Here is a 22,744-nt window from a genome sequence, read left to right as displayed (position 1 = left end):
TCGATTACAAAACTGCTGGGCGCTAGCGAAATTGCGCCAGAAACCGCAGGTCGTTATCGAAGAACAGTCGTAAATCGTTGACGCCGTAGCGCAGCATGGCCAAGCGCTCGACGCCCATGCCGAAGGCGAAACCGGAGTATTTTTCCGGGTCGATGCCGCTCATGCGCAGCACGTTAGGGTGCACCATGCCGCAACCCATCACTTCCAGCCAGCCGGTCTGCTTGCACACGCGGCAGCCTTTGCCGCTGCACATCACGCATTGCATGTCGACTTCGGCCGACGGCTCGGTGAACGGGAAGAACGAAGGCCGGAAACGCACGCCCAGGGGCTTCTCGAAGAACACCCGGAGGAATTCCTCGATGGTGCCCTTGAGATCGGCGAAGCTCACGCCCTCGTCGACCAGCAGGCCTTCGACCTGGTGGAACATCGGCGAGTGAGTGATATCGGAATCGCAACGGTACACGCGGCCCGGACAGACGATACGAATCGGCGGCTGCTGGGACTCCATGGTGCGAACCTGTACCGGCGAGGTGTGGGTGCGCAGCAGCATGTTGGCGTTGAAATAGAAGGTGTCGTGCATGGCACGCGCCGGGTGGTGGCCCGGAATGTTGAGCGCCTCGAAGTTGTGGTAGTCGTTCTCCACTTCGGGGCCTTCGGCGATGCCGTAACCAATGCGGGTAAAGAACTGCTCTACGCGCTCCAGGGTACGGGTAACCGGGTGCAAACCACCGGATGCCTGGCCACGGCCCGGCAGGGTGACATCGATACGTTCGGCCGCGAGCTTGGCACTCAGCGCAGCCGACTCAAGAATCTCTTTGCGGCTGTTGAGGGCGTCTTGCACGCGCTCTTTGGCCGAGTTGATCAGCGCGCCCGCCTTGGGGCGTTCTTCAGCAGACAGGTTGCCCAGAGTCTTCATGACCTGGGTCAGCTCGCCTTTCTTGCCCAGATAGTGAACCCGCAGTTGCTCGAGGGCATTCACATCGTCGGTGTGGCTAACGGCCTCAAGCGCTTGCGAGACCAGCACATCCAGATTTTCCATTTACAGACTCCAGATACGAAATAGGGGAAGAGCTTGAAGGCTCTTCCCCTATTGGTGACGTTTAGCACCGGGCGAGCCCGGTGATTGTCGGGGACTTAAGCCAGTACGGCTTTCGCTTTCTCGACAATCGCAGCAAACGCCGCTTTTTCGTTCACTGCCAGATCAGCCAGAACCTTGCGGTCGATTTCGATCGACGCTTTTTTCAGGCCAGCGATCAGGCGGCTGTAGGACAGACCGTTGACGCGAGCACCAGCGTTGATACGAGCGATCCACAGAGCGCGGAACTGACGTTTTTTCTGACGACGGTCACGGTAGGCATATTGACCAGCCTTGATGACAGCCTGCTTGGCAACACGGAATACACGCGAACGTGCGCCGTAGTAGCCTTTAGCCAGTTTCAGAATTTTTTTGTGACGAGCACGGGCAATAACGCCACGCTTAACACGAGCCATGAGTAATTTCCTCTATCTTGACCGATTAACGAACGCGCAGCATGCGCTCGACTTTTGCCTTGTCCGACGGATGCATCAATTCGCTACCGCGAAGTTGACGCTTACGCTTGGTAGACATCTTGGTCAGGATGTGGCTTTTGAAAGCGTGCTTGTGCTTGTAGCCCGCAGCTGTTTTGAGAAAGCGCTTGGCAGCGCCGCTCTTGGTCTTCATCTTTGGCATGTTTGAACTCCGCATTCAGTTGATATAGATAACCATAAGGCCTGCCGTGCCCTGGAGGTTATTTCTTGCGCTTGGGAGCGATGACCATCATTAGTTGGCGTCCTTCCATCTTAGGATGCTGTTCGACGGTACCGTGTTCGGCAAGGTCAGCTTCGACCCGCTTCAGCAGTTCCATCCCCAGCTCCTGGTGGGCCATCTCACGACCACGGAATCTCAGAGAGATCTTGGCCTTGTCCCCTTCCATCAGGAAACGTACCAGGTTGCGTAGTTTTACCTGGTAATCCCCATCTTCCGTCCCTGGACGAAACTTGATTTCTTTAATTTGCTGCTGGTGCTGGTTCTTCTTGGCAATGGCAGCTTGCTTCTTCTTCTCGAAGAGGTGCTTGCCGTAGTCCATGATCCTGCACACCGGAGGAAGCGCGTCTGCGGAAATTTCCACCAGATCGAGCTTCGCTTCTTCGGCAATTCTAAGCGCTTCATCAATAGAGACGATGCCAATCTGCTCGCCTTCAGCGCCAATTAACCGAACCTCGCGTGCCGAGATATTCTCGTTGATCGGAGCCTTCGGTGCAGCTCGTTTATCTTGTCTCATTTCACGCTTAATAATGATTACTCCAAATCTTGGCGACCACGCCGGGAAACCGCTTGCGCGAGCAATTCAGTGAATTGAGCGACGGGCATCGAGCCCAGATCGGCACCCTCACGAGTGCGCACAGCGACAGTTCTTGTCTCGACTTCCCGATCACCGATGACCAGCAGATAGGGAACCTTGAGCAAAGTATGCTCACGGATTTTAAAGCCTATCTTCTCGTTCCTCAAGTCGGACTTGGCACGAAACCCGCTCTGACTCAACATTTTTTCAACTTCAAGGGCGAAATCGGCCTGTTTGTCAGTGATATTCATGATCACCGCCTGAGTCGGCGACAGCCAGGCAGGGAACACGCCAGCGTAGTGCTCGATTAACATGCCGATGAAGCGCTCGAACGAACCGAGGATGGCGCGGTGCAGCATGACCGGGCGCACACGGCTGTTATCTTCGGCAATGTAGCTGGCGTCCAGGCGCTCCGGCAGGTTCGGGTCGTACTGCAAGGTGCCACACTGCCAGTTACGGCCGAGGCAATCGCGCAGGGTGAACTCGATCTTCGGACCGTAGAAGGCGCCCTCGCCCGGCTGGTATTCCCACTCCAGGCCCGACTCGTTCAGAGCGTCGGCCAGCGCACTCTCGGCGCGATCCCACAGCTCTTCGGAACCCACACGTTTGGCGGGGCGAGTCGACAGCTTCATGGCGATATCGCTGAAGCCGAAATCCTTGTAGACATCCAGCGTCAGCTTGATGAAGTCAGCCGCTTCTTTCTTGACCTGCTCTTCGGTACAGAAGATATGCGCATCATCCTGCACGAAGCCCCGCACGCGCATGATGCCGTGCAGCGCGCCGGACGGCTCGTTACGGTGGCAGGCACCAAACTCGGCCAGACGCAACGGCAGGTCGCGGTAGGACTTCAGACCCTGGTTGAACACCTGCACGTGGCACGGGCAGTTCATCGGCTTCACCGCGTAGTCACGGCTTTCCGACGAGGTGGTGAACATGTTCTCGGCATAGTTGGACCAGTGGCCGGAACGCTCCCAAAGGATGCGGTCGACGACCTGCGGGGTCTTGATTTCCGAGTAGCCGTGCTCGCGCTGCACCTGACGCATGTACTGTTCGAGCACTTGGTAGACGGTCCAGCCGTTGGCGTGCCAGAACACCATGCCTGGCGCTTCTTCTTGCAGATGGAAGAGGTCAAGCTGCTTGCCAATCTTGCGATGGTCACGCTTTTCGGCTTCTTCGATGCGCTGGATGTAGGCAGCCAACTGCTTCTTGTCCGCCCAGGCAGTGCCGTACACGCGCTGCAGCTGCTCGTTCTTGGCATCGCCACGCCAGTAGGCGCCGGACAGCTTGGTCAGCTTGAAGGCCTTGAGAAAGCGGGTGTTGGGCACGTGCGGGCCGCGGCACATGTCCACGTATTCTTCGTGGTAGTACAGGCCCATGGCCTGCTCGTCCGGCATATCCTCAACGAGGCGCAGCTTGTAGTCTTCGCTGCGCGAGGTGAACACGTCGATGACTTCGGCGCGCGGCGTCACCTTCTTGATGACGTCGTATTCCTTGTCGATCAGCTCCTTCATGCGCGCTTCGATGGCAGTGACGTCATCCGGCGTGAAGGGGCGCTCGTAGGCGATGTCGTAATAGAAGCCATCATCGATGACCGGGCCGATGACCATGCGCGCAGTCGGGTACAGCTGCTTGACCGCATGACCGATCAGGTGGGCGCAGGAGTGGCGGATGATCTCGACACCCTCCTGATCCTTGGGCGTAATGATCTGCAGGGTCGCATCGCTTTCGATCAGGTCGCAGGCATCAACCAGACGGCCGTCGACCTTGCCGGCGACGGTGGCCTTGGCCAGGCCGGCACCAATGGATTGCGCCACCTCAAGTACGGAAACCGGGTGATCGAATGAACGCTGACTGCCATCGGGAAGAGTAATGGTGGGCATGGCGCCTCCTCTCCTAGTGGTGACCTCTACCAAAGGCCACATGGGTTGGGATGAGCCAGTAAGCGATCCGGTGGCGTATCTGCCATACAGAGGCAGGGGCCGTGAGGCCAACCGAGAACGAACCGCAGTCACTGGAGGATGTTAAACGGTGGATACTTTCAGAATCACGCATGCCTGACAAGGCGAGCCGGGTATTTCCAGGGTTTCCTGGAGAAACGAGCCATACCAACGACAGGAATAAAAATCGCGACCAAAAAAAATGGCCGCCGAAGCGACCATTTAAAAAATTTGGTAGGCACAATTGGATTCGAACCAACGACCCCCACCATGTCAAGGTGGTGCTCTAACCAACTGAGCTATGTGCCTGCTGTGGGTGCGCATTCTACGGAGGCACGAAAAAGAGTCAACATCTTTTTTCGCTAACTGACTAAAAAAACTAAGTTTTTTGGGTTGATGGGTGGAGTTGCCTTGCTGCCTCGTGCAGACCGATCTGCGATCCCTGAGTATCGCTTCGCTCAATCCAGGCTAAGAGGATGTGTATTGCGTAGGGAGTGGAATGCGCTGCGGGTCAGCCTGGCATCTCGGCTGCGTTATTGATGGGCTGCGCCCATCCTACGAGCTACCAACTACTTAACTGTGGGAGCGGGCGGGGACGCCTAGTCCATGCCCGCGAAACTCGCAAGGACGGAGCCTGCTCAAGCGTGTAGTGATTTCCAGATCAGTACGGGCTCACGCCCTACTCTCTCGCTACACAAACAAAAACGGCGCTCGATGAGCGCCGCTTCTTTTCCAACATAGATCGCTACTGAACCGGACAGGTAACGGGGGACGCACACTGCTCGGTAGCAGTACCCTGTTTACCAATAACGGTAAAGCGCTTGTCATCCGGCGCGAGACGCTGGGCGCACTGACGGGCGCTGGCGGCTTCGGCCTTGCAGCCGCGCTCGTCGAGCACCTGGGACAGGTTGAACCAGCCCGGCGCAAAATTCCCCTGGCGGCTGACGCTCTCGCGAAACGCTGCTTCGGCGCCGCGCAGATCGCCACCCGCATAACGGCTATTGGCCAGGGCGAACCAACCTACTGCCTGCTCCGGCCAGCGCTTGGTTGCGGTGCGATAAGCGGACTGAGCAACATCCTTGCGACCCACTTCTTCAAGATCGGCCGCAGCTTTCAACCAGACAGTCGGTTCTGCGGTCGCCGGCAGATCTTCCGGATGCATTGTCACGACAGCCCAGCGCTTGCCGCGCGCCCAGGTTTTGTCGAAGGCTGCAAAACTGGTCACCCAACGGCTGGTGGTGCCGGAACGCAGGGTCAACGTCTTCTCGCGCTGGTCATAGCCGACCAGCACTGCGAAGTGCCACTGCGGGTACCAATCGAATGCCAGGTTCTGCAGCACCAATACGGGATTGCCTGCGGCCACTTCGGTCAGCAAGGCATCGAGTTTGGGCTTGAGTGGATAGACGAGCAGATCATGGGCACGCGCTGCGGCGACCATTTCCACCTGCAGGCTGCCTTCGCGGCCTGGAATGTAGACCTGATCCTGCAGGAAGCCTGGTGTCGTCAGCACGCCACGCTGATTGAGCATGGTCGCCAAAGCGGCCGGCCCACACTGATAGGCGGTTTGCGGATAGAAGGGAACGCTGCTGAGTTCGACCCGTTCAGGCAGGCGCTGGGTCTCCGGTGACAACATGGGAGAACCAGCGCATGCGCTGAGCAGAGCGATCAGAAGTGAAACGGAAAGCAGTCTTAACGATTTATGCATTTCACAAAACTGAAGATGTCGGTGGCGCAGAGCATATCGGTGATGATGAAGATCACCAAGAACAACACGATGATGCCAACCACACCGGCACCAGCCGGAGCTTCAGAGAGCTGTGCATTGAATTGCGACAGTTCGGCGCTGGTCAGGTTGTTGATGCGGTTTTCAACCTGGTCACGCTCGACGCCCATGGCGATCAGCTTTTCCTTGACCTGCTGATCGTCGAGCATGGACAGCAACTGCTGACGGTCGACCTGCTGTTGTTGCTCGGTCAGCACTTCACCCGTGCCGATCATTGCGGCATTGGCGAGTGGAACCTGGGCAATCATCAGGACATGGAACACTGCCAGCATGGCAGCCAGACGACGAAAGAACGGGGATTTGGTCATTTTGTATCTCCTTATCAACCATCATCCTAGACCAACGTGGCACACGGCCAGTTCCACCTATATCCGCAAGCTAATCGCCCTACCCTACAGGCCAGTGAATACAAGGCCTGAAGCCACCTGAGAACCCCCAACATTAAGGCCATTTTTCATCGCGCAAAAGCTTAAGCCATGGTGCTCAATTCACTGCTCAGGTAATCGAGAAAACAGGTGATCCGCGAGGTGAGCGCAGTGTTGCGGTAGTACACGGCGTGGATAGGCTGACGCACTTCCAGAGTGTGCTCGGCGAGGATCTCTACCAGGTCGCCACGGCTAAGGTCCAGATGGGTCATGAAGTCCGAGAGGCAGACGATGCCCACGCCCTCCAGCGCCAACTGCCGCAACGTCTCCCCGCTGGAGGCATTGAGGCTCGGCACGATGGTGAAGCTGTCGCCCTGCTCGTGGCGCAGCGGCCACTGGTTGAGACTTTCCGGCTGGGTGAAGCCGAGCAGACTGTGCTGGTGTAACGCCTCAACACTATCCGGCACGCCGTGCGCAGCCAGGTAGGCCGGGCTGGCCAGCACGCGGCGGCGACTGCTGCCCAGTGAGCGCGCGTGCAGGGTCGAGTCACGCAGCGGGCCGATGCGAATGGCGACGTCGGTGCGCTGCTCGATCAGGTCAATGATCTGGTCGCTGCTGTGCAACTCCAGTTCGATGTTCGGGTAACGCTCGCGAAAGCCCTTGATCAACGGCACCACCGCATGTAGCACGAACGGCGCCGCGGCGTTTACGCGCAGTCGCCCCGCCGGGGTTTGCCGGCGCACCCGCATCTGTTCCTCAGCCTCTTCGACGCTGGCGAGAATGCGCCGCGCCTGAGCCAGAAAGGCAGCGCCCTCCTCCGTCAGCTCCAGACGCCGAGTGGTGCGCTGCAACAGCGTGACATCGAGCTTTTCTTCCAGCCGGCTGAGTGCGCGGCTGATGCCCGAGGCAGTCTGCCCGAGTTGCTGAGCAGCCGCGCTAATCGAGCCGCTGGCCACCACGGTACTGAAAGCAAGGAGTTCATCGAGAGTAGTTTTCATGGCGGCCATTCGTGAGTTGAGCGCAAATATGTTCTGCATGAGACGCGGTTTTTCCGCATAAGTCCACGGCACATACTGACTCTCAATCCAGCGCAACAACGCCCGGGCACCGCTGTCAGCTACAGACCGCCAACAATTTCACAGGAGACTCCCATGCCACAGATTCCCACCCTCGGTCTCGGCACCTTTCGCCTCAAGGATCAGCAAGTCATCGACTCGGTACGCAACGGCCTGGAGCTCGGCTATCGGCATATTGATACTGCGCAGATCTATGGCAACGAATCCGAAGTGGGCCGGGCCATCGCCGAAAGTGGCGTGCCGCGCAGTGAGCTGTTCGTGACCACCAAGATCTGGACCGACAACCTGGGCGCCGACAAGCTGATTCCCAGCCTGAAAGAAAGCTTGCACAAGCTGCGTCTCGAACAGGTCGACCTCACCCTGATCCACTGGCCGTCGCCGAAGGATGAAATCCAGGTGGCCGAATACATGGCTGCCGTGCTGGAAGCCAAGGCTGCTGGCCTGACCGCGCAACTGGGCGTGTCGAACTTCACCAACGCGCACTTGCAGCAGGCTATGGAGGTGGTCGGTGCCGAACAGATCGCCACCCATCAGGTGGAAATCCACCCGTTTCTGCAGAATCGCAAAGTGGTCGAATTTGCTCGCGAGCATGGCATTCACCTGACGGCGTATATGCCGCTGGCCTACGGCAAGGTGATGACCGATCCGGTTATTCAGGAAATCGCCACCAAGCATGCTGCCAATCCTGCGCAAGTGGCGCTGGCCTGGGCACTGCAGCAGGGCTTTGCGGTAATCCCCTCGTCGACCAAACGCGCCAATCTGGAGAGCAACCTTGGCGCGCTGAATCTCACTCTGAGCGATCAGGAGATGGCCGCCATCGCCAAACTGGAGCGCGGCGAACGCCTGGCCAATCCGGACTTCGCCCCGCAGTGGGATTGAGCTGCTCGACTCAGAGCCTGTTCACGATCTTTATGCGTCTGAGACAGCAACTCCAAGGCAAAAGCAGACATCCAATTGTAGGGTGGATGACGCTTCAACCATCCACCGCTCTGCAATCGCAATGGTGGACAAAAAGAGCGTTGTCCACCCTACGGGATACGGGAACTGTGGGAGCGGGCCATGCCCGCGAAAAATCACGGGCATGGCCCATTCCCACAAGCGGCGGCCGGCCGCTTTCGCCAATTAGCTGCCAGAATCGGCGAATCTGGGCTTAAAGATTATGAGCAGATTCTTAGAAGTCGACCTTTCGCCTGCCCGCCTTGATCGCCCCGCGCTTGCTCTTGCCTTCCAGCCGACGCTTTTTCGAGCCCAAGGTCGGCTTGGTCGGGCGGCGGGCTTTCTCCGTCTTGCCGGCTGAACGGATGAGCTCGGCCAGACGCTCCAGGGCATCGGCGCGGTTCTGTTCCTGGGTGCGGTATTGCTGGGCCTTGATAATCACCACGCCATCGGCGGTGATGCGGCTATCGCGCATGGCCAGCAGGCGTTCTTTATAGAACGGCGGCAGTGAAGACGTCTGGCTGTCGAAGCGCAGGTGCATCGCGCTCGATACCTTGTTGACGTTCTGCCCGCCCGCGCCCTGGGCACGGATCGCGGTGAGCTCGACCTCATCGTCGGGCAGGTGAATGCTGTTGGAAATTACCAGCATGGGGCGCCTTGTTTCAGGTGGGCGTGCAGGATAGCCCATGGTAGACGCCAGCATGGCTGAAACCTTTGCTTGAAATTTCCCTCTACGCCCTTTGAGGCGCTCAAGTAAGTTAAACGGCTGCACCTCATATGGCCACGAGATAGCCCCATGGATTCGATAACCCAAGCCGTACTCGGCGCCAGCATTCAGGGCGCCCTGCTAGGGCGCTGGCAGGGCCGTAAGGCGCTGTTGTACGGCGCCGTTTTGGGCACGCTGCCGGATCTGGATGTGATTATTGATTACGGCGACTCGGTAGCCGCCATGACCTACCACCGCGGCTTCAGCCATTCGCTGTTCGTGCTCAGCGGCTTCGCGCTACTACTGACTTGGCTGATGCGCCAATGGCGACCCAACCCGGGTTACTCGTCACAGCGCCTGTTTCTGGCGATCTGGCTGGTATTGATCACCCATCCGCTACTCGATGCCTTTACCAGTTACGGCACGCAACTGTTCTGGCCGTTTACGCCGACGCCGGCGGCCTGGTCGAGCATCTTCATCATCGACCCGATCTACAGCCTGCCGCTGCTGGGCGCGGTGATTTATGGGCTGATTGCGGGCCTGAAGGACAAGGCCAACCCGGTGGTCGCCTGGGCGCTGGCGTTTTCCACGCTCTATCTCGCCTCGACGCTGGGCGGCAAGTACATGGCCGAGCATCGGGTGGAGCAGGAGCTGGCACGCCAAGGCATCCAAGCCGAGGCAATCTTCAGTTCACCGACCCCATTCAATACACTGCTATCGCGCGTGGTGGTGATCGAGGGTGAGGACTATCACGAGGCCTTGGTGGGCTGGTTCGACAGCGCACCGCCAGTGCTGGAAAGAATGCCACGCGGTACGGCGCTGGGTGAGGCACTAGAAGGCTCGTCCGCCTATCAGCGGTTGAAGTGGTTCACCAATGACGTGCTGCGTTATGACCGCATTGGCGATCACCTGGTGGTCACCGATATTCGCCTGGGGATGACCGGTTTTCACCCGTTCCGCTTCGACTTCGCGCATTGGCAAAATGGCGCCTGGCAGGTGCAGGCCTACATCGAACGCTGGCCGGCAGAGCGTGGCGACATGACGCGTCTTGCTCTGCTCTGGCAACGTATCTGGCAGCCCGCGACGCCTGTGCCGTTGGCGTTGTGGGCAGGCGAGTTGAGTCGTGATCTGCAAGGTGGTGGGACGTCCGATAGCGACCTGGAACCGGGCCGCAAAGCCGCTAGTTCGGCGAACGACAAGGGCGACCCGGCGCTGTAATGGCGTTCGACCTACCACGGCGGTACACGGGTAATCTCCCCGGGTATCGCAGGCTCAACCCGGGTTACCAATAAACCCAAACCGTAGCCCGGGTTGAGCGAAGCGATACTCGGGAAAGCCTCTCCCAAGTCTCGCTAGCTTAGGTTCTGAACTGCCGCACCAATCCCTGCAACTCGACGCCAAGGCGCGCCAGTTCAGCGCTTGAAGTCGCGGTCTGCTGGCTGGCACTGGCGCTCTGCTCGCCGATATCGCGAACACGGGTGACGCTTTCACTGATGGTTTCCGCCACCGCGCTTTGCTGCTCTGCAGCAGCAGCAATCTGTTGGTTCATCTGTTCGATGGTGCTCACCGCCTGTGTGATACGGCCCAGTGCATCACCAGCCTCGCCAGCCAAACCGACGGTACGCTGGGTCAATGCCCGACTGCCTTCCATCTGCGTTGCGGCGCCATCGGCCAGGCGCTGCAGGTTGGCGATCAGGTTCTCGATTTCCTGGGTCGAATCATGGGTGCGGCGCGCCAAGGCGCGTACTTCGTCGGCGACCACCGCAAAACCACGGCCCTGGTCACCAGCGCGGGCAGCTTCGATAGCGGCGTTGAGTGCCAGCAGGTTGGTCTGTTCGGCCACGGCGCGAATCACTTCCAGCACGCTGCCGATCCGCCCGCTTTCCTGATTCAGCTCTTGCATGGCCTCGGCCGAGTGCTCGACCTCCTGGGCCAGCTTGCCGATCTGACTGATGGCCTGCTGCACCACCTGGTTGCCCTGCTGGGCTTCGCGGTCGGCATCAGCGGCAGCCAGCGAGGCCTGCTCGGCGTTCTGCGCCACTTCCTGCACGGTGGCTGCCATCTGATGCATGGCGGCGGCAGTCTGCTCGGTTTCAACTTTCTGGGTTTGCACGCCCGCGCTGGTCTGGGCGGTGATCGCCGACAATTGCTCGGCAGCCGCGGCGATCTGCCCGACGCCGTTGCCAATCCGCACAACCAGGTCACGCAGGCTGCTGGTCATGCCTTGCATGGCCTCGAGCAGTTGGCCGAGTTCGTCGCGGCGATTCTGCGGCAGATCCTGGCTCAGGTCGCCGCCAGCGATACGCCGGGCGAACTCGACGGTCTGACGTAGCGGCGCAACGATGGAGCGGCTGATGGTGAATGCGGCGAACAGGCCGATCAGCACCGCGGCGATGCCCATGCTGCCAAGCAGCAAGATGGCGTTGCGGCTGCCATCGCTCATGCTTTGCTCTTCGATATTCTTGGCCTGCTCGGCCAGCGCCAATACCTGATCGGCCTGCTTGAGCATGGCAGCATCACTGGCCAGGCTCTGCTCGTGTACCTGCTGAAAGTTGGTGAAGGCTTGCTGGTAGCTGGTGAGCGCTGCCAGCGCCGCTTCGATAGCGCGTTTCTGGTCATCGCTGAGCCAGACCATCAGACCATTGGCTGAGGACTGCAGGTCGTAGCTGACGAAATTCCAGTCTTCCAGCGCAGATGGCGAACCATCGATGATGAACTGGCTTTCGTGGCTGCGCAGTTCGAGCATGCGCTTGCTGAGGTTGGAAGCGGTCTCGGCCAGGGTCAGCGGATCACTGCCGCGCAGTTTATCGCCGGCCAGGCGCAGCTCGCGTACGGCGTCGTACATGCCCAGCTCGATCATCTCGAACTGGCTACGCGCCTCCTGCGCCGCGTCGTCCATCTGCTTGCGCGCCTCGCTGGCGCGGACCTGCTGCTGCACGCTGGCATCGAACTGTTGCAGGTAGTCGGCGGTGGCCGCGTCCATGGCCTGCAGGCGTTCACGCTCGGCAGGCGTAGCGCTGGCGATCTGCTCGGTCAGGCCGGCGCGCACCTTGGCGAGTTGCTCGCGCATACGCTGTGCATCGGCTTCGCTGTGGCTGATCGCATAGTCGCGCTCCATACGCCGGGCGCCCAGTATCTGCGCATCGATGCTCGACAGCGACACGGACTGGGCATGGCCCTGCATCACGGCTTTAACGGCTACAAAACCGGCGGCGGTCACGGCGACGGTCAACAGCAATACCAGGCCAAAACCGACCAGAAGTTTCTTGCCCACGGAAAGGTCGACGAATAGTCGAGTGGCAGAATACGACATCCAAGCGGCTCCATTTATTGTTGTAAAAGTGCAGTACACAGGCGCCTCGTGAGCGCGCCCCTGGCTTCAGGATCCTAATCGGCCGGAAGCGGAAAATCCTGAGAGGAAAAACGGATCACTGGCGCCATCAAGTCGCCACTATACCGACGTAAACTGGCGCACCGTCCGAGCCCGAGACAAACGGTTACATAACTGTCGCGACGGTCAGGAATTTGGCACACAGGCCGCCCGCAGCATTGCACTGCGGGCGAGAGAGAATACTGACCGTTAATTGGCCAGGCGGCGCTGGCGGATCTGGTAACAGCCCCAGATAAACAGCAGCCAGAACGGAATGGCGAATACCGACATACGAATGCCAGGGATGAACAGCATCACGCCGAGGATGAACAGCACGAACGCCAAACACAGGTAGTTGGCGAACGGGAACCAGAAGGCCTTGAATGACGGCTCGACGCCCTTGGCCTGCATGGCCTTGCGGAACTTGATGTGGGCCAGGCTGATCATTGCCCAGTTGATCACCAGCGCGGCGACCACCAGGGACATCAGCAGCTCCAGCGCGCTCTTGGGCACCAGATAGTTGACCACTACGCAGATCAGCGTGAACAGCGCCGAGAAGAAGATCGCCAGCACCGGCACGCCGCGCTTGTCGACCTTGAGCAGCGATTTGGGTGCATTGCCCTGCTCGGCCAGGCCGTAGAGCATGCGGCTGTTGCAGTACACGCCGCTGTTGTACACCGACAGCGCAGCGGTGAGCACCACGAAGTTGAGAATGTGCGCGGCGGTGTCGCTGCCGATCAGCGAGAAGATCTGCACGAAGGGGCTGCTGCCGTAGGAGTCGCCGCCTGCGGTCAGGGTCGCCACCAGATCATCCCAGGGGTGCAGCGACAGCAGCACGGTCAGCGCGCCGATGTAGAAGATCAGGATGCGGTAAACCACCTGATTGATCGCCTTGGGAATCACGGTCTTCGGCTGATCGGCCTCAGCGGCGGTGATGCCCACCAGTTCCAGGCCGCCAAAGGAGAACATGATGATGGCCATCATCATCACCAGCCCGCTCACACCATTGGGGAAGAAGCCACCGTGGCTCCACAGGTTGCTGATCGATGCCTGCTCGCCTCCGGCGCCGCTGAACAGCAGGTAGCAGCCAAGCAGGATCATGCCGACGATGGCTACCACCTTGATGATCGAGAACCAGAACTCAGCCTCGCCAAACACCCGCACGTTGGTCAGGTTGATGGCGTTGATCAGTACGAAGAACGCCGCAGCGGTCGCCCAAGTGGGGATCTCCGGCCACCAATACTGCACGTACTTGCCTACCGCCGTGAGCTCGGCCATACCCACCAGGACGTAGAGCACCCAGTAGTTCCAGCCGGATAGAAAGCCGGCGAACGGCCCCCAGTAACTATGGGCGAAATGGCTGAACGAGCCGGCTACTGGCTCCTCGACGATCATTTCGCCAAGCTGGCGCATGATCAGAAAGGCGATGAAACCGCCGATCGCATAGCCGAGGATCATCGACGGCCCGGCCGAGGCCATTACCCCGGCGGACCCCAGGAAGAGGCCGGTACCGATGGCACCGCCCAGGGCGATCAACTGAATGTGGCGGTTCTTCAGGCCGCGCTTGAGCGGGCCGGTCTGGAGCATTTCGCTTGGCATCTGTCACCTGTGGGTGATCGACCGTGACGGGATCGAACCCGCCTGGCTCGTGGCCTTGCGGAATGGTATGGATTACTGGCGGCCTACTGCGCGTCGGGCTGGGCATCCGGTGCGGCGTGCCGGAATGCATCAAGAGCCTCACAACGTGCGCTCAGCGCGAGGATGCGTGGATACGCATCAAGGTCACAGTCGAAACGGCGCGCATTGTACACCTGTGGAATCAAACAGGCTTCCAGATAGCCAGGGCGTTTACCCAGCGAAAAACCATCTCCATAGGCTGTCAGCCCCTCCTCGACGGCACTCAATCCTTCCGCCACCCAGTGGCGATACCAGTCGCTCTTCGCGGTATCGTCTACACCCAATTCACGGGAGAGGTATTGCAGCACCCGCAGGTTGTTCAGCGGATGCACCTCGCAGGCGATATGCAGCGACAGGGCACGTACCTGAGCGCGCTCGACCGGATCGACCGGCAGGATGGCTAGTACCGGGAAGATTTCCTCCAAGTATTCGATGATCGCCAGCGATTGAGCAATGCGTATACCGCCATTTTCCTCATCCTCCAGCAGCGGCACCAGCCCTTGCGGGTTCAGCGCCTGATAAGCCTCGCTATGCTGCTCGCCGCCATCGCGCACCAGATGCACCGGCACCTGCCGATAGGCCAGGCCTTTCAGATTGAGCGCGATGCGCACCCGGTAGGCGGCGCTGGAGCGCCAGTAACCATAGAGCGTCAGCATTGCGGACTCCTTTTGGAGCAGGCTTTCGTAGGAGCGGCTTCAGCCGCGATCAGTCTTGAAGGCGCCGACAGCATCGCGGCTAAAGCCGCTCCCACGGATCAATGAGCGTCGTAGCTCTCTACTACCTGATCGATGGCGCCGAAGATGCTCGCCCCGGCTGTATCGAACATCTCGATGCGCACCCGATCACCGAACTTGAGAAACGGCGTCTTCGCCTCGCCGTGTTCGATCACTTCGAGCATGCGCTTCTCGGCCAGACAGCTGGAGCCGGCGCTGCGGTCGTAGTTGGACACGGTGCCCGAGCCGATGATGGTACCGCTGCCCAATGGCCGCGTGCGGGCGGCGTGGGCGATCAGGGTCGGGAAGTCGAAGGTCATGTCGGTGCCGGCATCCGGCTGGCCGAACAGCGCGCCGTTGATATGCGACACCAGCGGCCGGTGCACACGCCCGTCGCGCCAGCTGTCGCCCAGTTCGTCAGGGGTGATCGCCACTGGCGAGAAGCTCGACGACGGCTTGCTCTGGTAGAAGCCGAAGCCCTTGCCCAGCTCGCCGGGAATCAGGTTGCGCAGCGACACGTCGTTGACCAGCATCAACAGCTGGATATGCCCGGCGGCCTGGGCCGGCGTGGCGCTCATGGGCACGTCGTCGGTGATCACCGCCAGCTCGGCCTCCAGGTCGATGCCCCAGGCTTCGTCGCCCATGCGGATCGGTGCATGGGGCGCGATGAAGGTGTCCGAGCCGCCCTGGTACATCAGCGGGTCGTGCCAAAAGGACTCAGGCATTTCGGCGCCACGCGCCTTGCGCACCAACTCCACGTGATTGACGTAGGCGCTGCCATCGGCCCAGTGATAGGCACGAGGCAGCGGGCTGTGGCAGGCGCCTTGATCGAAATCGAAGGCTTGCGCCTCCAGCCCATCGTTGAGGCGCTGGTAAACTGCTTCCAGCTGCGGGCGCTTGCTCGCCCAGTCGTCCAGCGCGGCCTGCAGCGTGGGGGCGATCTGCGCCACACGCACGGCGCGGGTCAGGTCGCGGGATACCACCACCAGTGCGCCATCACGGCCCCTGTTCAGCGATGCCAGTTTCATCAGGACTCCTCTCCTGGCGCGCGCCAGGAATTCACGTATTCAGCTACGTCCACGGCGGCGGCCGCTTCGCTGACCTCAAGAGCGCGGCGGGTGTCGATCATCACCGCCACTTCCTCGGCAAAGGTGGCCGGGGCGGTCTGCGCCTTCTTCATTGCTTTGGGATGCGGGCCATGGGGAAACCCGCAGGGGTGCAGGGTGACCATGCCAGCCTCGATGTTGTCACGGCTGAAGAAGTTGCCGCGGTGGTAGAACAGCACTTCGTCGTAGTCATCGTTGTTATGGAAGAACGGTACCTTGAGCGCGCCGGGGTCGGACTCCACCGGCCGCGGCGTGAAGGTGCAGACCACGAAGCCATTCGCCACGAAGGTGGTGTGCACCGAGGGCGGCAGGTGGTAGCGATGGCTCATCAACGGGCGAATGTCACGCCAGTTCAGGCGCACCACGGTGTTGTCGCCGTGCCAGCCCACGGCATCGAGCGGGTTGTAGGGGTAGGTCACAGTGCTGATCTGGTTACGCCGCTTGATACGGATCTGCCAGGTATTTTCGTCCTGCTGGGCCTTGAAGGCGTCATCGATATGAGGGTGATCGAGCACCGCCGGATCGAAGATCGCCTGGCCGCCGAGCAGGCCCTTGTCGGGCAGCTGGTAGGCGCCGTCGGTGTTCTCGACCAGCAGGAAATGGCTGGGCGCGGTCGGTTCGATGCGCCAGGCAGTGCCGCGGGGAATCACCAGATAATCGCCATCCCGGTATTCAAGGTGCCCGAAGTCGCAATAGAAGTGCCCGGCGCCATCGTGGACGAACAGCAGCTCGTCGCCATCGCTGTTGCGCACCAGATGGCCCATGGCGCTGGCGGTCTTCCATACGCGCAGGCGAATGTCGGCGTTGTGCAGGGTCAGCGGCGCCTCGAACGGGCAGTCGTGTTTACTGGGAATATGGTTGAAGTTGAAGGCATGGGGCCGCAGCGGCCCCTGCCAATCGATCCAGCCGGTGGGCGGATGCTTGTGGTGCAGGTGCGTCACCGGGCCGAAGAAGCCCTCGCGACCCATTTCCCGCTCGTAGGTGTCGGCGGGGAAGTCGCAGTGGGCCTGGCGCGAGTGCTCGCCTTCACGCAGGGGAAAGCTGATCCATTTGCGGCTCATGACTTCACTCCTCGCTGATCACACCGCGACGCAGCTGGTCTTCTTCGATGGACTCGAACAGGGCCTTGAAATTGCCTTCGCCAAAGCCCTGGTTGCCCTTGCGCTGGATGATCTCGAAGAAGATCGGACCGATCACCGTGTTGGTGAAAATCTGCAGCAGGATGCCGTCATCGCCCGGCGCGCCATCGATCAGCAGGTTCAGGTCACGCAGCACGTCCAGCGGCTCGCCATGCCCGGCCACACGCTGATCGACCTTCTCGTAATAGGTCGCTGGCGTGCTCATGAAGGCCACGCCATTGGCCTGCAGTTTGCGCACGGTGGCATAGATATCGTCGGTGGACAGAGCGATGTGCTGGATACCCTCGCCGTGGTACTCGCGGATGAATTCCTCGATCTGCGACTTGTCGTCGGCCGACTCGTTGATCGGGATGCGGATCTTGCCACACGGCGCGGTCATCGCCCGCGAGACCAGACCAGTGAGCTTGCCCTCGATATCGAAATAGCGGATTTCGCGGAAACCGGCGATGCGCTCGTAGAAACTGGACCAGACGTCCATCTGCCCGCGTTTCACGTTATGGGTGAGGTGATCGATGCACTGCAAGCCGACTGCATTGTCGTTCGCCGAGCGACCTTCGATGAACTCGAAGTCCACGTCATAGATGCTGTGCTCACCGTAGCGGTCGACCAGATACAGGAGCGAGCCGCCAATGCCTTCGACGCAAGGGATGTTCAGCTCACCGAAGTTGGCGTGGCTGCCCACCAGCGTGGCACCCTGCTCTTTCACGTAGGCGGCAGCCTGGCCGGCATTCTTGACGCGGAACGCCATGGCGCAGGCGCTCGGCCCGTGTTTTTCGGCGAAGGCATGCACGTGCCCGGTCGGGCTGCCGTTGAGCACGAAGTTGACGTCGTGCTGCTGGAACAGCCACACCTGCTTACTGCGGTGCTTGGCGGTTTCGGTAAACCCCATCGCTGTGAACAGTTCACGCAGTTGCTCGATGCCTTCAGGCGTGGGAGCAGTGAATTCGACGAACTCGAAACCGTCGGTGCCGATGGGATTGTGCTGTTCGATTCTGGACACGGCGTTCATGGGGGTTGTCCTCGTTGTCGTTATGGCTTCATGACAATCGAGGCGATGCCGCCAGACAAGGCCGGCCCGCTGCCCTACAGCCCGCATTCGGGCAGGCACTGGCAAGGCTTCGATACGAGATTAGAGAGTTGACCGCCAACTGCCGCATCCACCCTGATTGCCCACGGCAATTCGTAAACCTTTCTTTACAAGGTGGTCGATTAACCTGCCGATTTGCTTACAGCGAAGAGCAGGCAGATCGACGCAAACGCTGCCAGAATGACAGCATCGACGATGAGCTCATAAGAAGAGGCCGCCATGAGCAGTGAAACGCCTTCGCAAGCCGAAGCCCCCGCCGCCTTCGACCTGGCACCGGCCAGCGATGAAGAGCGCCTGGCCAAACTGGAAAAAGCCAACCGCCTCAACCGCATGCTGATCTTCGGCTTGGCCCTGCTGCTGTTCATCATCCTCTCCAGCCTGGCCACCTCGGCGGTGGTGAAGATGCTCGCGGATGAGCCACCGCCCTTCGATCCTGAAGCGTTCGCTGCGCTGCAGCACCACGCCGAGCAGCTAGAAACGCAATTGAACACGCTCAAAGAAGACCAGAAGCGCCAGGACGCGCTGCTGAAACTCGCGGCTACGCCACCGCCACCAGCGCCTGCCGCGGCGGCACCGGCCGCACCGCCCTCCCAGGACATCGCCGCGCTGAAACTGATGGGTCGAACCCTGCTCGGCCAGGAACAGAGTTACCAGCAAAGCTTGCTGGGCCTGAAGAACGGTATGCGCGACCTGGCGGACATGATTCCCGGCTCACGCAGCTGGCTGGACGATTACAACCAGGAAGTCGACAAGGCGGTCAATGCCAGCCAGCAACGCGTCAAGGCGATACAGCAATGGGGCAGCAAGCTTCCGCAGGAATAGCATTTTTGTAGCCCGGCTTGAGCGCAGTGATACCCGGTCACCATCCTGGGTATCGCTGCGCTCAATCGCAGGCTACGCAGAGGTGTGGCTAGCTCACGTGGCCTAGTGCTGCAGATTGCCGTAGAGCTTGGCGTATAGCCCGCCCTCGGCAATCAACTGACGGTGATCACCGTCTTCAGCGACGCTGCCGCCATCGAACACCAGCACCCGATCAGCCTGTTTCACCGCACTCAGGCGGTGAGCGATGATCAGCGTGGTTCGGCCATTGAGAAATTGCGCCAGCGCCTTGTGCAAGGCGTATTCCGTGGCGGCATCCAACGCCGAGGTGGCTTCATCGAGGATCACCACCTTGGGCTCGGCCAGCACCATGCGCGCAATGGCCATGCGCTGCCGTTGGCCGCCAGACAGGCGCACGCCCGACCGCCCGACTACCGTATCCAGCCCTTGCGGCAGTTGCCGAACAGTCTGCGCCAACTGGGCGATGGTCAGCGCTTGCCAGCAGGCTTCGTCGCTGCGTTCACGTCCCATGCACAGGTTGGCGCGCACCGTGTCGTTGAAGAGCGCCGGGTGCTGCAGCACCACCGCCACGTGCTCGCGAATGACTGGCAGGCCGATCTCTTCCTGACTGCTGTCGCCAAAACGGATCACCCCGGCCTGGGGCGTATAAAGGCCCAGCAGCAACTGCACCAGGGTGCTTTTGCCACCTCCGCTGGCGCCGACGATAGCGACCTTCTCGCCCGGCGCGATGGACAGGTTAAGGCCCGTCAGCACCGGCTCCTCGCCGTAGGAAAAGGTCAGGTCGCGAATCTCGATGCCGACCGTTTCACGGCCCTTGAACGGGTCGGCGCCGCCGACGTAGTCCGGCTCGTCACGTCGCGCGAGCAGCTCGTTGATGCGGGTCAGCGCGCCGCCGGCGGCATAGAAGGCGTACTGCAGATTGAGCAACTGCTCGACCGGACCGATCATGAACCACAGGTAGCTGAACACTGCGAGCATCTGACCGATGGACAGGTCGGAGAACAGCACGGTGAGCATGGCTGCGGCACGGAATACATCGATACCGAACTGGAACAGCAGGCCGCTGGCGCGGTTCGAGGCATCGGTTTTCCACTGCGAGGCCACGGCATAGTCGCGAACCTCACGGGCACGCCCGCCGAGGCGGCCGAGAAAGTAGCCCTGGCGATTGCCGGCACGCACTTCCTGGATCGAGTCCAAGGTTTCGGTCAGCGCCTGGGTGAAGCGCGAGGTGCTGTCGTTCTCCAGCTTCTTCAGGTGTTTTACGCGTTTGCCCAGCTGCACCGTGGCGTAGATCACCAGTGGGTTGAACAGCAGGATCAACAGCGCCAGCTTCCAGTGCATCCACAGCAGAATCCCAGAGGTGCCGGCCAGGGTCAGCACGCCAACCAGAAAACGGCTCAGGGTTTCGCCGATGAATTTGTCCAGGGTGTCGAGGTCGGTGACCAGGTGCGTGGTCACCGTGCCACCGCCGAGGCTTTCGTACTCGGCAAGGGAAATGCGCTTGAGGCGCTCGATCAGGCGGATGCGAATGCGGTAGACGATGTCCTTGGAGAGCCGTGCGAATAGCCGCGCCTGCACCACGTTGAAGATCAGCGCACCGCCGCGCAGCAGGAAGGTCAGCGCCAGCATCAGCAGAATATAGCCAACCGCACTTTGCCAGTGTTCAGGCAGGAAGTTGTCCATCACCTTGAGCGCGGAATTGCCGTCGCCCAGCAGCACTTCGTCGACCAGCAACGGCAACAGCAGCGGAATCGGCACGCTGCACAGGGTCGCCAGCACGGCGACCAGGTTGGCAAGGATCAGCGCACGCTTGTGGCGCAGGGCCAGGCGGCGGATTTCCGCCCAGCTCAGGCGATCAACCATCGACGGCATGCTCCAGCCAGCGCGTGAGCAGTGGCGACAAGGCGTCGAGCGGCTGGTAGCCGTTGGTGAGCAGCGCAAGGCGCCCGCTTTTCTCTGCAAGCAGCGTCGGGAAGCCGGCGATGCCGAGGTCCTGCACCCAGGTGAAGTCGGCGGCAGTGGCGCGGTGCGCAGCCTCGCTGTCGAAGGCCTCGGCGAACTCGATCCGCGGAATACCGACCTCCTCCGCCAGTTGCACCAGAGTCGCCGGCAAGGTCACGTCGGCGCCTTGCTGATAGAAGGCCTGCTGGATGCGTCGTGCCATCGGCCAGGCGCTCTGAGAATCGAGGTCGCGCACCGTGACCACCGCCCGGCATGCCGGCTCGGTGTCGTAGCGCATGCCCAGCGGCAATCCTTCATCGAAGTTGAACAGTTGGCCAGTGCCGGCGTTGACCGCTTGCCAATAGCCCAGGTAGCGCACCCGCGAGGCGGCGTCGATGGCCACCTGATCACGGCGCAGACCGCCGAGCACCAGCTGCATCGGCACGCCGCGCTCTTCGGCCTGGGCGGCCAGCGCTTCGACCACCGGCGCGAAGCCCCAGCACCAAGAACACATCGGGTCCATTACGTAGAGCAGGCGCGCATCCATGGCTCAGGCCTCGTTTTTCTGACGGGGATTGTTTCCAAGAGGATGGGGCTGATTGCGCGCTTTCGCCAGTTCGATCTGCCGCTGCCGCTCGCGGGCACCCTCGCGGGTTTTCTCCGGCAGCGAGTCCCAGCAGTGCGGGCAGCTGACGCCGGGGCTGAAGAATTCCGAGGCACGATCCTCGACCGAAATCGGCGTGCGGCAGGCGTGACACTGGTCGTAGTCGCCCTCACTGAGGTCGTGACGTACGGTCACGCGGTTATCGAACACGAAGCAGTCGCCCTGCCACTTGGTTTCTTCCTGTGGCACTTCCTCGAGGTATTTGAGGATGCCGCCCTTGAGGTGATACACCTCCTCGAAACCCTCGCCGAGCATGTAGCTGGAGGCTTTCTCGCAGCGGATGCCGCCGGTGCAGAACATTGCCACCTTCTTGTGCTTGCTGGGGTCGAAATGCTCGCGGATGTAGTCCGGAAACTCGCGGAACGACTTGGTCTTGGGATCGATGGCGCCTTCGAAGGTGCCGATCGACACCTCGTAGTCGTTGCGCGTGTCGATCAGCAGCACTTCCGGGTCGCTGATCAGCGCGTTCCAGTCCTTGGGCTCGACGTAGGTGCCCACCCGCTGGTTCGGATCCACGCCCGGTACACCAAGTGTGACGATCTCTTTCTTGAGCTTGACCTTGGTGCGGTAGAACGGCTGCTCGGCGCAGTACGATTCCTTGTGGTCGACATCGGCTAGGCGCGGGTCGAGCGCGAACCAAGCGAACAGCCCGTCGATGCCTTCACGGCTACCGGAAACCGTGCCGTTGATGCCCTCTTCGGCGAGCAGCAAGGTGCCCTTGATGCCGTGGGCGAGCATGGTGTCGAGCAGGGGTTGGCGCAGCGCTTCGTAGTCCGGCAGGGACACGAACTTGTAGAGCGCCGCGACGACGATGGAGTTGTCGATCATTGCAGATTTCCTTCAGTAGTCGCCCTCGCAAAGGGCGGACCATGGACAAAAACAATACCGCCGCATGCCGCTGGTGATGCCAGAGCAAGGACAGATGAATGCAGGGGCACGCAGTTTACTGGTCTTGGCCGCCAAGGTGTAGTGCGCGCCGCCGGAACGCCCGGAGCTGGACAGGGTCGAGAAAGACTGGCGGCTTGCGTGCCGTCATCGATC

Annotated in this window: 21 protein-coding genes and 1 tRNA gene; 3 read left to right on the top strand and 19 right to left on the bottom strand. The window is 60.7% G+C overall.

Annotation, left to right across the window (positions count from 1 at the left end; translation table 11 throughout):
- Window positions 1-22: 22 nt before the first annotated feature.
- The 9 genes from pheS to BUC40_RS09345 form a co-directional block, all read right to left on the bottom strand.
- Window positions 23-1,039, bottom strand: a complete 1,017-nt coding sequence (gene pheS, locus BUC40_RS09385) for a phenylalanine--tRNA ligase subunit alpha (RefSeq protein WP_070883499.1) — start codon at window positions 1,037-1,039, stop codon at window positions 23-25.
- 95 nt (window positions 1,040-1,134) lie between these two features.
- Window positions 1,135-1,491: a 50S ribosomal protein L20 gene (gene rplT / locus BUC40_RS09380; RefSeq protein ID WP_003461224.1), complete on the bottom strand. Its 357-nt coding sequence runs from the start codon at window positions 1,489-1,491 to the stop codon at window positions 1,135-1,137.
- Window positions 1,492-1,516: 25 nt separating this feature from the next.
- On the bottom strand, window positions 1,517-1,711 hold the full coding sequence (rpmI, locus tag BUC40_RS09375) for a 50S ribosomal protein L35 (protein WP_021701550.1): 195 nt from the start codon (window positions 1,709-1,711) through the stop codon (window positions 1,517-1,519).
- Between the two features lie 58 nt (window positions 1,712-1,769).
- Complete coding sequence (gene infC, locus BUC40_RS09370) at window positions 1,770-2,321, bottom strand: translation initiation factor IF-3 (protein WP_177430911.1); 552 nt, start codon at window positions 2,319-2,321, stop codon at window positions 1,770-1,772.
- Complete coding sequence (gene thrS / locus BUC40_RS09365; RefSeq protein ID WP_073264945.1) at window positions 2,321-4,243, bottom strand: threonine--tRNA ligase; 1,923 nt, start codon at window positions 4,241-4,243, stop codon at window positions 2,321-2,323. Before thrS ends, infC begins: the two co-directional genes overlap by 1 nt.
- 289 nt (window positions 4,244-4,532) lie before the next feature.
- A tRNA-Val gene (locus BUC40_RS09360) sits at window positions 4,533-4,609 on the bottom strand.
- A gap of 436 nt (window positions 4,610-5,045) precedes the next feature.
- The gene (locus tag BUC40_RS09355) at window positions 5,046-5,933 is read right to left on the bottom strand and encodes a PA2778 family cysteine peptidase (RefSeq protein ID WP_073264937.1); all 888 of its coding nucleotides are present in this window, start codon (window positions 5,931-5,933) and stop codon (window positions 5,046-5,048) included.
- A 56-nt stretch (window positions 5,934-5,989) separates the two neighbouring features.
- Window positions 5,990-6,391, bottom strand: coding sequence for a PA2779 family protein (locus BUC40_RS09350; RefSeq protein ID WP_073264936.1), 402 nt, complete (start codon window positions 6,389-6,391; stop codon window positions 5,990-5,992).
- Window positions 6,392-6,552: 161 nt separating this feature from the next.
- Window positions 6,553-7,446: a LysR substrate-binding domain-containing protein gene (locus BUC40_RS09345; RefSeq protein WP_073264935.1), complete on the bottom strand. Its 894-nt coding sequence runs from the start codon at window positions 7,444-7,446 to the stop codon at window positions 6,553-6,555.
- Between the two features lie 153 nt (window positions 7,447-7,599).
- Here BUC40_RS09345 and dkgB point away from each other — a divergent pair, with 153 nt between their 5' ends.
- Window positions 7,600-8,403, top strand: coding sequence for a 2,5-didehydrogluconate reductase DkgB (gene dkgB, locus BUC40_RS09340; protein WP_073264934.1), 804 nt, complete (start codon window positions 7,600-7,602; stop codon window positions 8,401-8,403).
- Window positions 8,404-8,695: 292 nt separating this feature from the next.
- Here dkgB and arfB read toward each other — a convergent pair whose 3' ends face one another.
- Entirely contained in the window at window positions 8,696-9,109 is a 414-nt protein-coding gene (arfB, locus tag BUC40_RS09335; RefSeq protein WP_073264933.1) for an alternative ribosome rescue aminoacyl-tRNA hydrolase ArfB, read from the bottom strand.
- A gap of 147 nt (window positions 9,110-9,256) precedes the next feature.
- Between arfB and BUC40_RS09330 the strand changes: the two genes are divergently transcribed.
- Window positions 9,257-10,384: a metal-dependent hydrolase gene (locus BUC40_RS09330; RefSeq protein WP_073264932.1), complete on the top strand. Its 1,128-nt coding sequence runs from the start codon at window positions 9,257-9,259 to the stop codon at window positions 10,382-10,384.
- Window positions 10,385-10,523: 139 nt separating this feature from the next.
- Here BUC40_RS09330 and BUC40_RS09325 read toward each other — a convergent pair whose 3' ends face one another.
- The 6 genes from BUC40_RS09325 to hppD form a co-directional block, all read right to left on the bottom strand.
- Window positions 10,524-12,479, bottom strand: a complete 1,956-nt coding sequence (locus BUC40_RS09325; RefSeq protein ID WP_073264931.1) for a methyl-accepting chemotaxis protein — start codon at window positions 12,477-12,479, stop codon at window positions 10,524-10,526.
- A 267-nt stretch (window positions 12,480-12,746) separates the two neighbouring features.
- Window positions 12,747-14,135, bottom strand: coding sequence for an amino acid permease (locus BUC40_RS09320; protein WP_073264930.1), 1,389 nt, complete (start codon window positions 14,133-14,135; stop codon window positions 12,747-12,749).
- A gap of 83 nt (window positions 14,136-14,218) precedes the next feature.
- Entirely contained in the window at window positions 14,219-14,869 is a 651-nt protein-coding gene (gene maiA, locus BUC40_RS09315; RefSeq protein ID WP_073264929.1) for a maleylacetoacetate isomerase, read from the bottom strand.
- A gap of 98 nt (window positions 14,870-14,967) precedes the next feature.
- Window positions 14,968-15,954, bottom strand: coding sequence for a fumarylacetoacetate hydrolase family protein (locus tag BUC40_RS09310; protein WP_073264928.1), 987 nt, complete (start codon window positions 15,952-15,954; stop codon window positions 14,968-14,970).
- Window positions 15,954-17,093: a homogentisate 1,2-dioxygenase gene (locus tag BUC40_RS09305; protein ID WP_073264926.1), complete on the bottom strand. Its 1,140-nt coding sequence runs from the start codon at window positions 17,091-17,093 to the stop codon at window positions 15,954-15,956. The genes BUC40_RS09310 and BUC40_RS09305 overlap by 1 nt, the downstream gene beginning before the upstream one ends.
- A gap of 4 nt (window positions 17,094-17,097) precedes the next feature.
- The gene (hppD, locus tag BUC40_RS09300) at window positions 17,098-18,180 is read right to left on the bottom strand and encodes a 4-hydroxyphenylpyruvate dioxygenase (RefSeq protein ID WP_073264925.1); all 1,083 of its coding nucleotides are present in this window, start codon (window positions 18,178-18,180) and stop codon (window positions 17,098-17,100) included.
- Between the two features lie 297 nt (window positions 18,181-18,477).
- Here hppD and BUC40_RS09295 point away from each other — a divergent pair, with 297 nt between their 5' ends.
- Complete coding sequence (locus BUC40_RS09295; RefSeq protein ID WP_073264924.1) at window positions 18,478-19,080, top strand: hypothetical protein; 603 nt, start codon at window positions 18,478-18,480, stop codon at window positions 19,078-19,080.
- A 102-nt stretch (window positions 19,081-19,182) separates the two neighbouring features.
- Here BUC40_RS09295 and BUC40_RS09290 read toward each other — a convergent pair whose 3' ends face one another.
- Genes BUC40_RS09290 through trhO form a run of 3 tightly spaced genes read right to left on the bottom strand, consistent with a single transcriptional unit; the run spans window position 19,183 to window position 22,528 of the window.
- A complete protein-coding gene (locus tag BUC40_RS09290) occupies window positions 19,183-20,961 on the bottom strand; it encodes an ABC transporter ATP-binding protein (protein ID WP_073264923.1) in 1,779 nt (592 codons plus the stop codon).
- Entirely contained in the window at window positions 20,954-21,586 is a 633-nt protein-coding gene (locus tag BUC40_RS09285; protein ID WP_073264922.1) for a DsbA family protein, read from the bottom strand. The genes BUC40_RS09290 and BUC40_RS09285 overlap by 8 nt, the downstream gene beginning before the upstream one ends.
- Before the next feature lie 3 nt (window positions 21,587-21,589).
- On the bottom strand, window positions 21,590-22,528 hold the full coding sequence (gene trhO / locus BUC40_RS09280) for an oxygen-dependent tRNA uridine(34) hydroxylase TrhO (RefSeq protein WP_073265190.1): 939 nt from the start codon (window positions 22,526-22,528) through the stop codon (window positions 21,590-21,592).
- Window positions 22,529-22,744: the final 216 nt, after the last annotated feature.

Origin of the sequence: Phytopseudomonas punonensis, from assembly GCF_900142655.1 — a bacterium.
GTDB lineage: Bacteria > Pseudomonadota > Gammaproteobacteria > Pseudomonadales > Pseudomonadaceae > Aquipseudomonas > Aquipseudomonas punonensis.
This window is presented reverse-complemented; position numbering and strand designations above follow the sequence as displayed.

Coding starts and splice junctions, on each gene's coding strand:
- pheS (WP_070883499.1), bottom strand. CDS start 1,039: ATGGAAAATCTGGATGTGCTGGTCTCGCAAGCGCTTGAGGCCGTTAGC.
- rplT (WP_003461224.1), bottom strand. CDS start 1,491: ATGGCTCGTGTTAAGCGTGGCGTTATTGCCCGTGCTCGTCACAAAAAA.
- rpmI (WP_021701550.1), bottom strand. CDS start 1,711: ATGCCAAAGATGAAGACCAAGAGCGGCGCTGCCAAGCGCTTTCTCAAA.
- thrS (WP_073264945.1), bottom strand. CDS start 4,243: ATGCCCACCATTACTCTTCCCGATGGCAGTCAGCGTTCATTCGATCAC.
- BUC40_RS09355 (WP_073264937.1), bottom strand. CDS start 5,933: ATGTTGTCACCGGAGACCCAGCGCCTGCCTGAACGGGTCGAACTCAGC.
- BUC40_RS09350 (WP_073264936.1), bottom strand. CDS start 6,391: ATGACCAAATCCCCGTTCTTTCGTCGTCTGGCTGCCATGCTGGCAGTG.
- BUC40_RS09345 (WP_073264935.1), bottom strand. CDS start 7,446: ATGAAAACTACTCTCGATGAACTCCTTGCTTTCAGTACCGTGGTGGCC.
- dkgB (WP_073264934.1), top strand. CDS start 7,600: ATGCCACAGATTCCCACCCTCGGTCTCGGCACCTTTCGCCTCAAGGAT.
- arfB (WP_073264933.1), bottom strand. CDS start 9,109: ATGCTGGTAATTTCCAACAGCATTCACCTGCCCGACGATGAGGTCGAG.
- BUC40_RS09330 (WP_073264932.1), top strand. CDS start 9,257: ATGGATTCGATAACCCAAGCCGTACTCGGCGCCAGCATTCAGGGCGCC.
- BUC40_RS09325 (WP_073264931.1), bottom strand. CDS start 12,479: ATGTCGTATTCTGCCACTCGACTATTCGTCGACCTTTCCGTGGGCAAG.
- BUC40_RS09320 (WP_073264930.1), bottom strand. CDS start 14,135: ATGCCAAGCGAAATGCTCCAGACCGGCCCGCTCAAGCGCGGCCTGAAG.
- maiA (WP_073264929.1), bottom strand. CDS start 14,869: ATGCTGACGCTCTATGGTTACTGGCGCTCCAGCGCCGCCTACCGGGTG.
- BUC40_RS09310 (WP_073264928.1), bottom strand. CDS start 15,954: ATGAAACTGGCATCGCTGAACAGGGGCCGTGATGGCGCACTGGTGGTG.
- BUC40_RS09305 (WP_073264926.1), bottom strand. CDS start 17,093: ATGAGCCGCAAATGGATCAGCTTTCCCCTGCGTGAAGGCGAGCACTCG.
- hppD (WP_073264925.1), bottom strand. CDS start 18,180: ATGAACGCCGTGTCCAGAATCGAACAGCACAATCCCATCGGCACCGAC.
- BUC40_RS09295 (WP_073264924.1), top strand. CDS start 18,478: ATGAGCAGTGAAACGCCTTCGCAAGCCGAAGCCCCCGCCGCCTTCGAC.
- BUC40_RS09290 (WP_073264923.1), bottom strand. CDS start 20,961: ATGGTTGATCGCCTGAGCTGGGCGGAAATCCGCCGCCTGGCCCTGCGC.
- BUC40_RS09285 (WP_073264922.1), bottom strand. CDS start 21,586: ATGGATGCGCGCCTGCTCTACGTAATGGACCCGATGTGTTCTTGGTGC.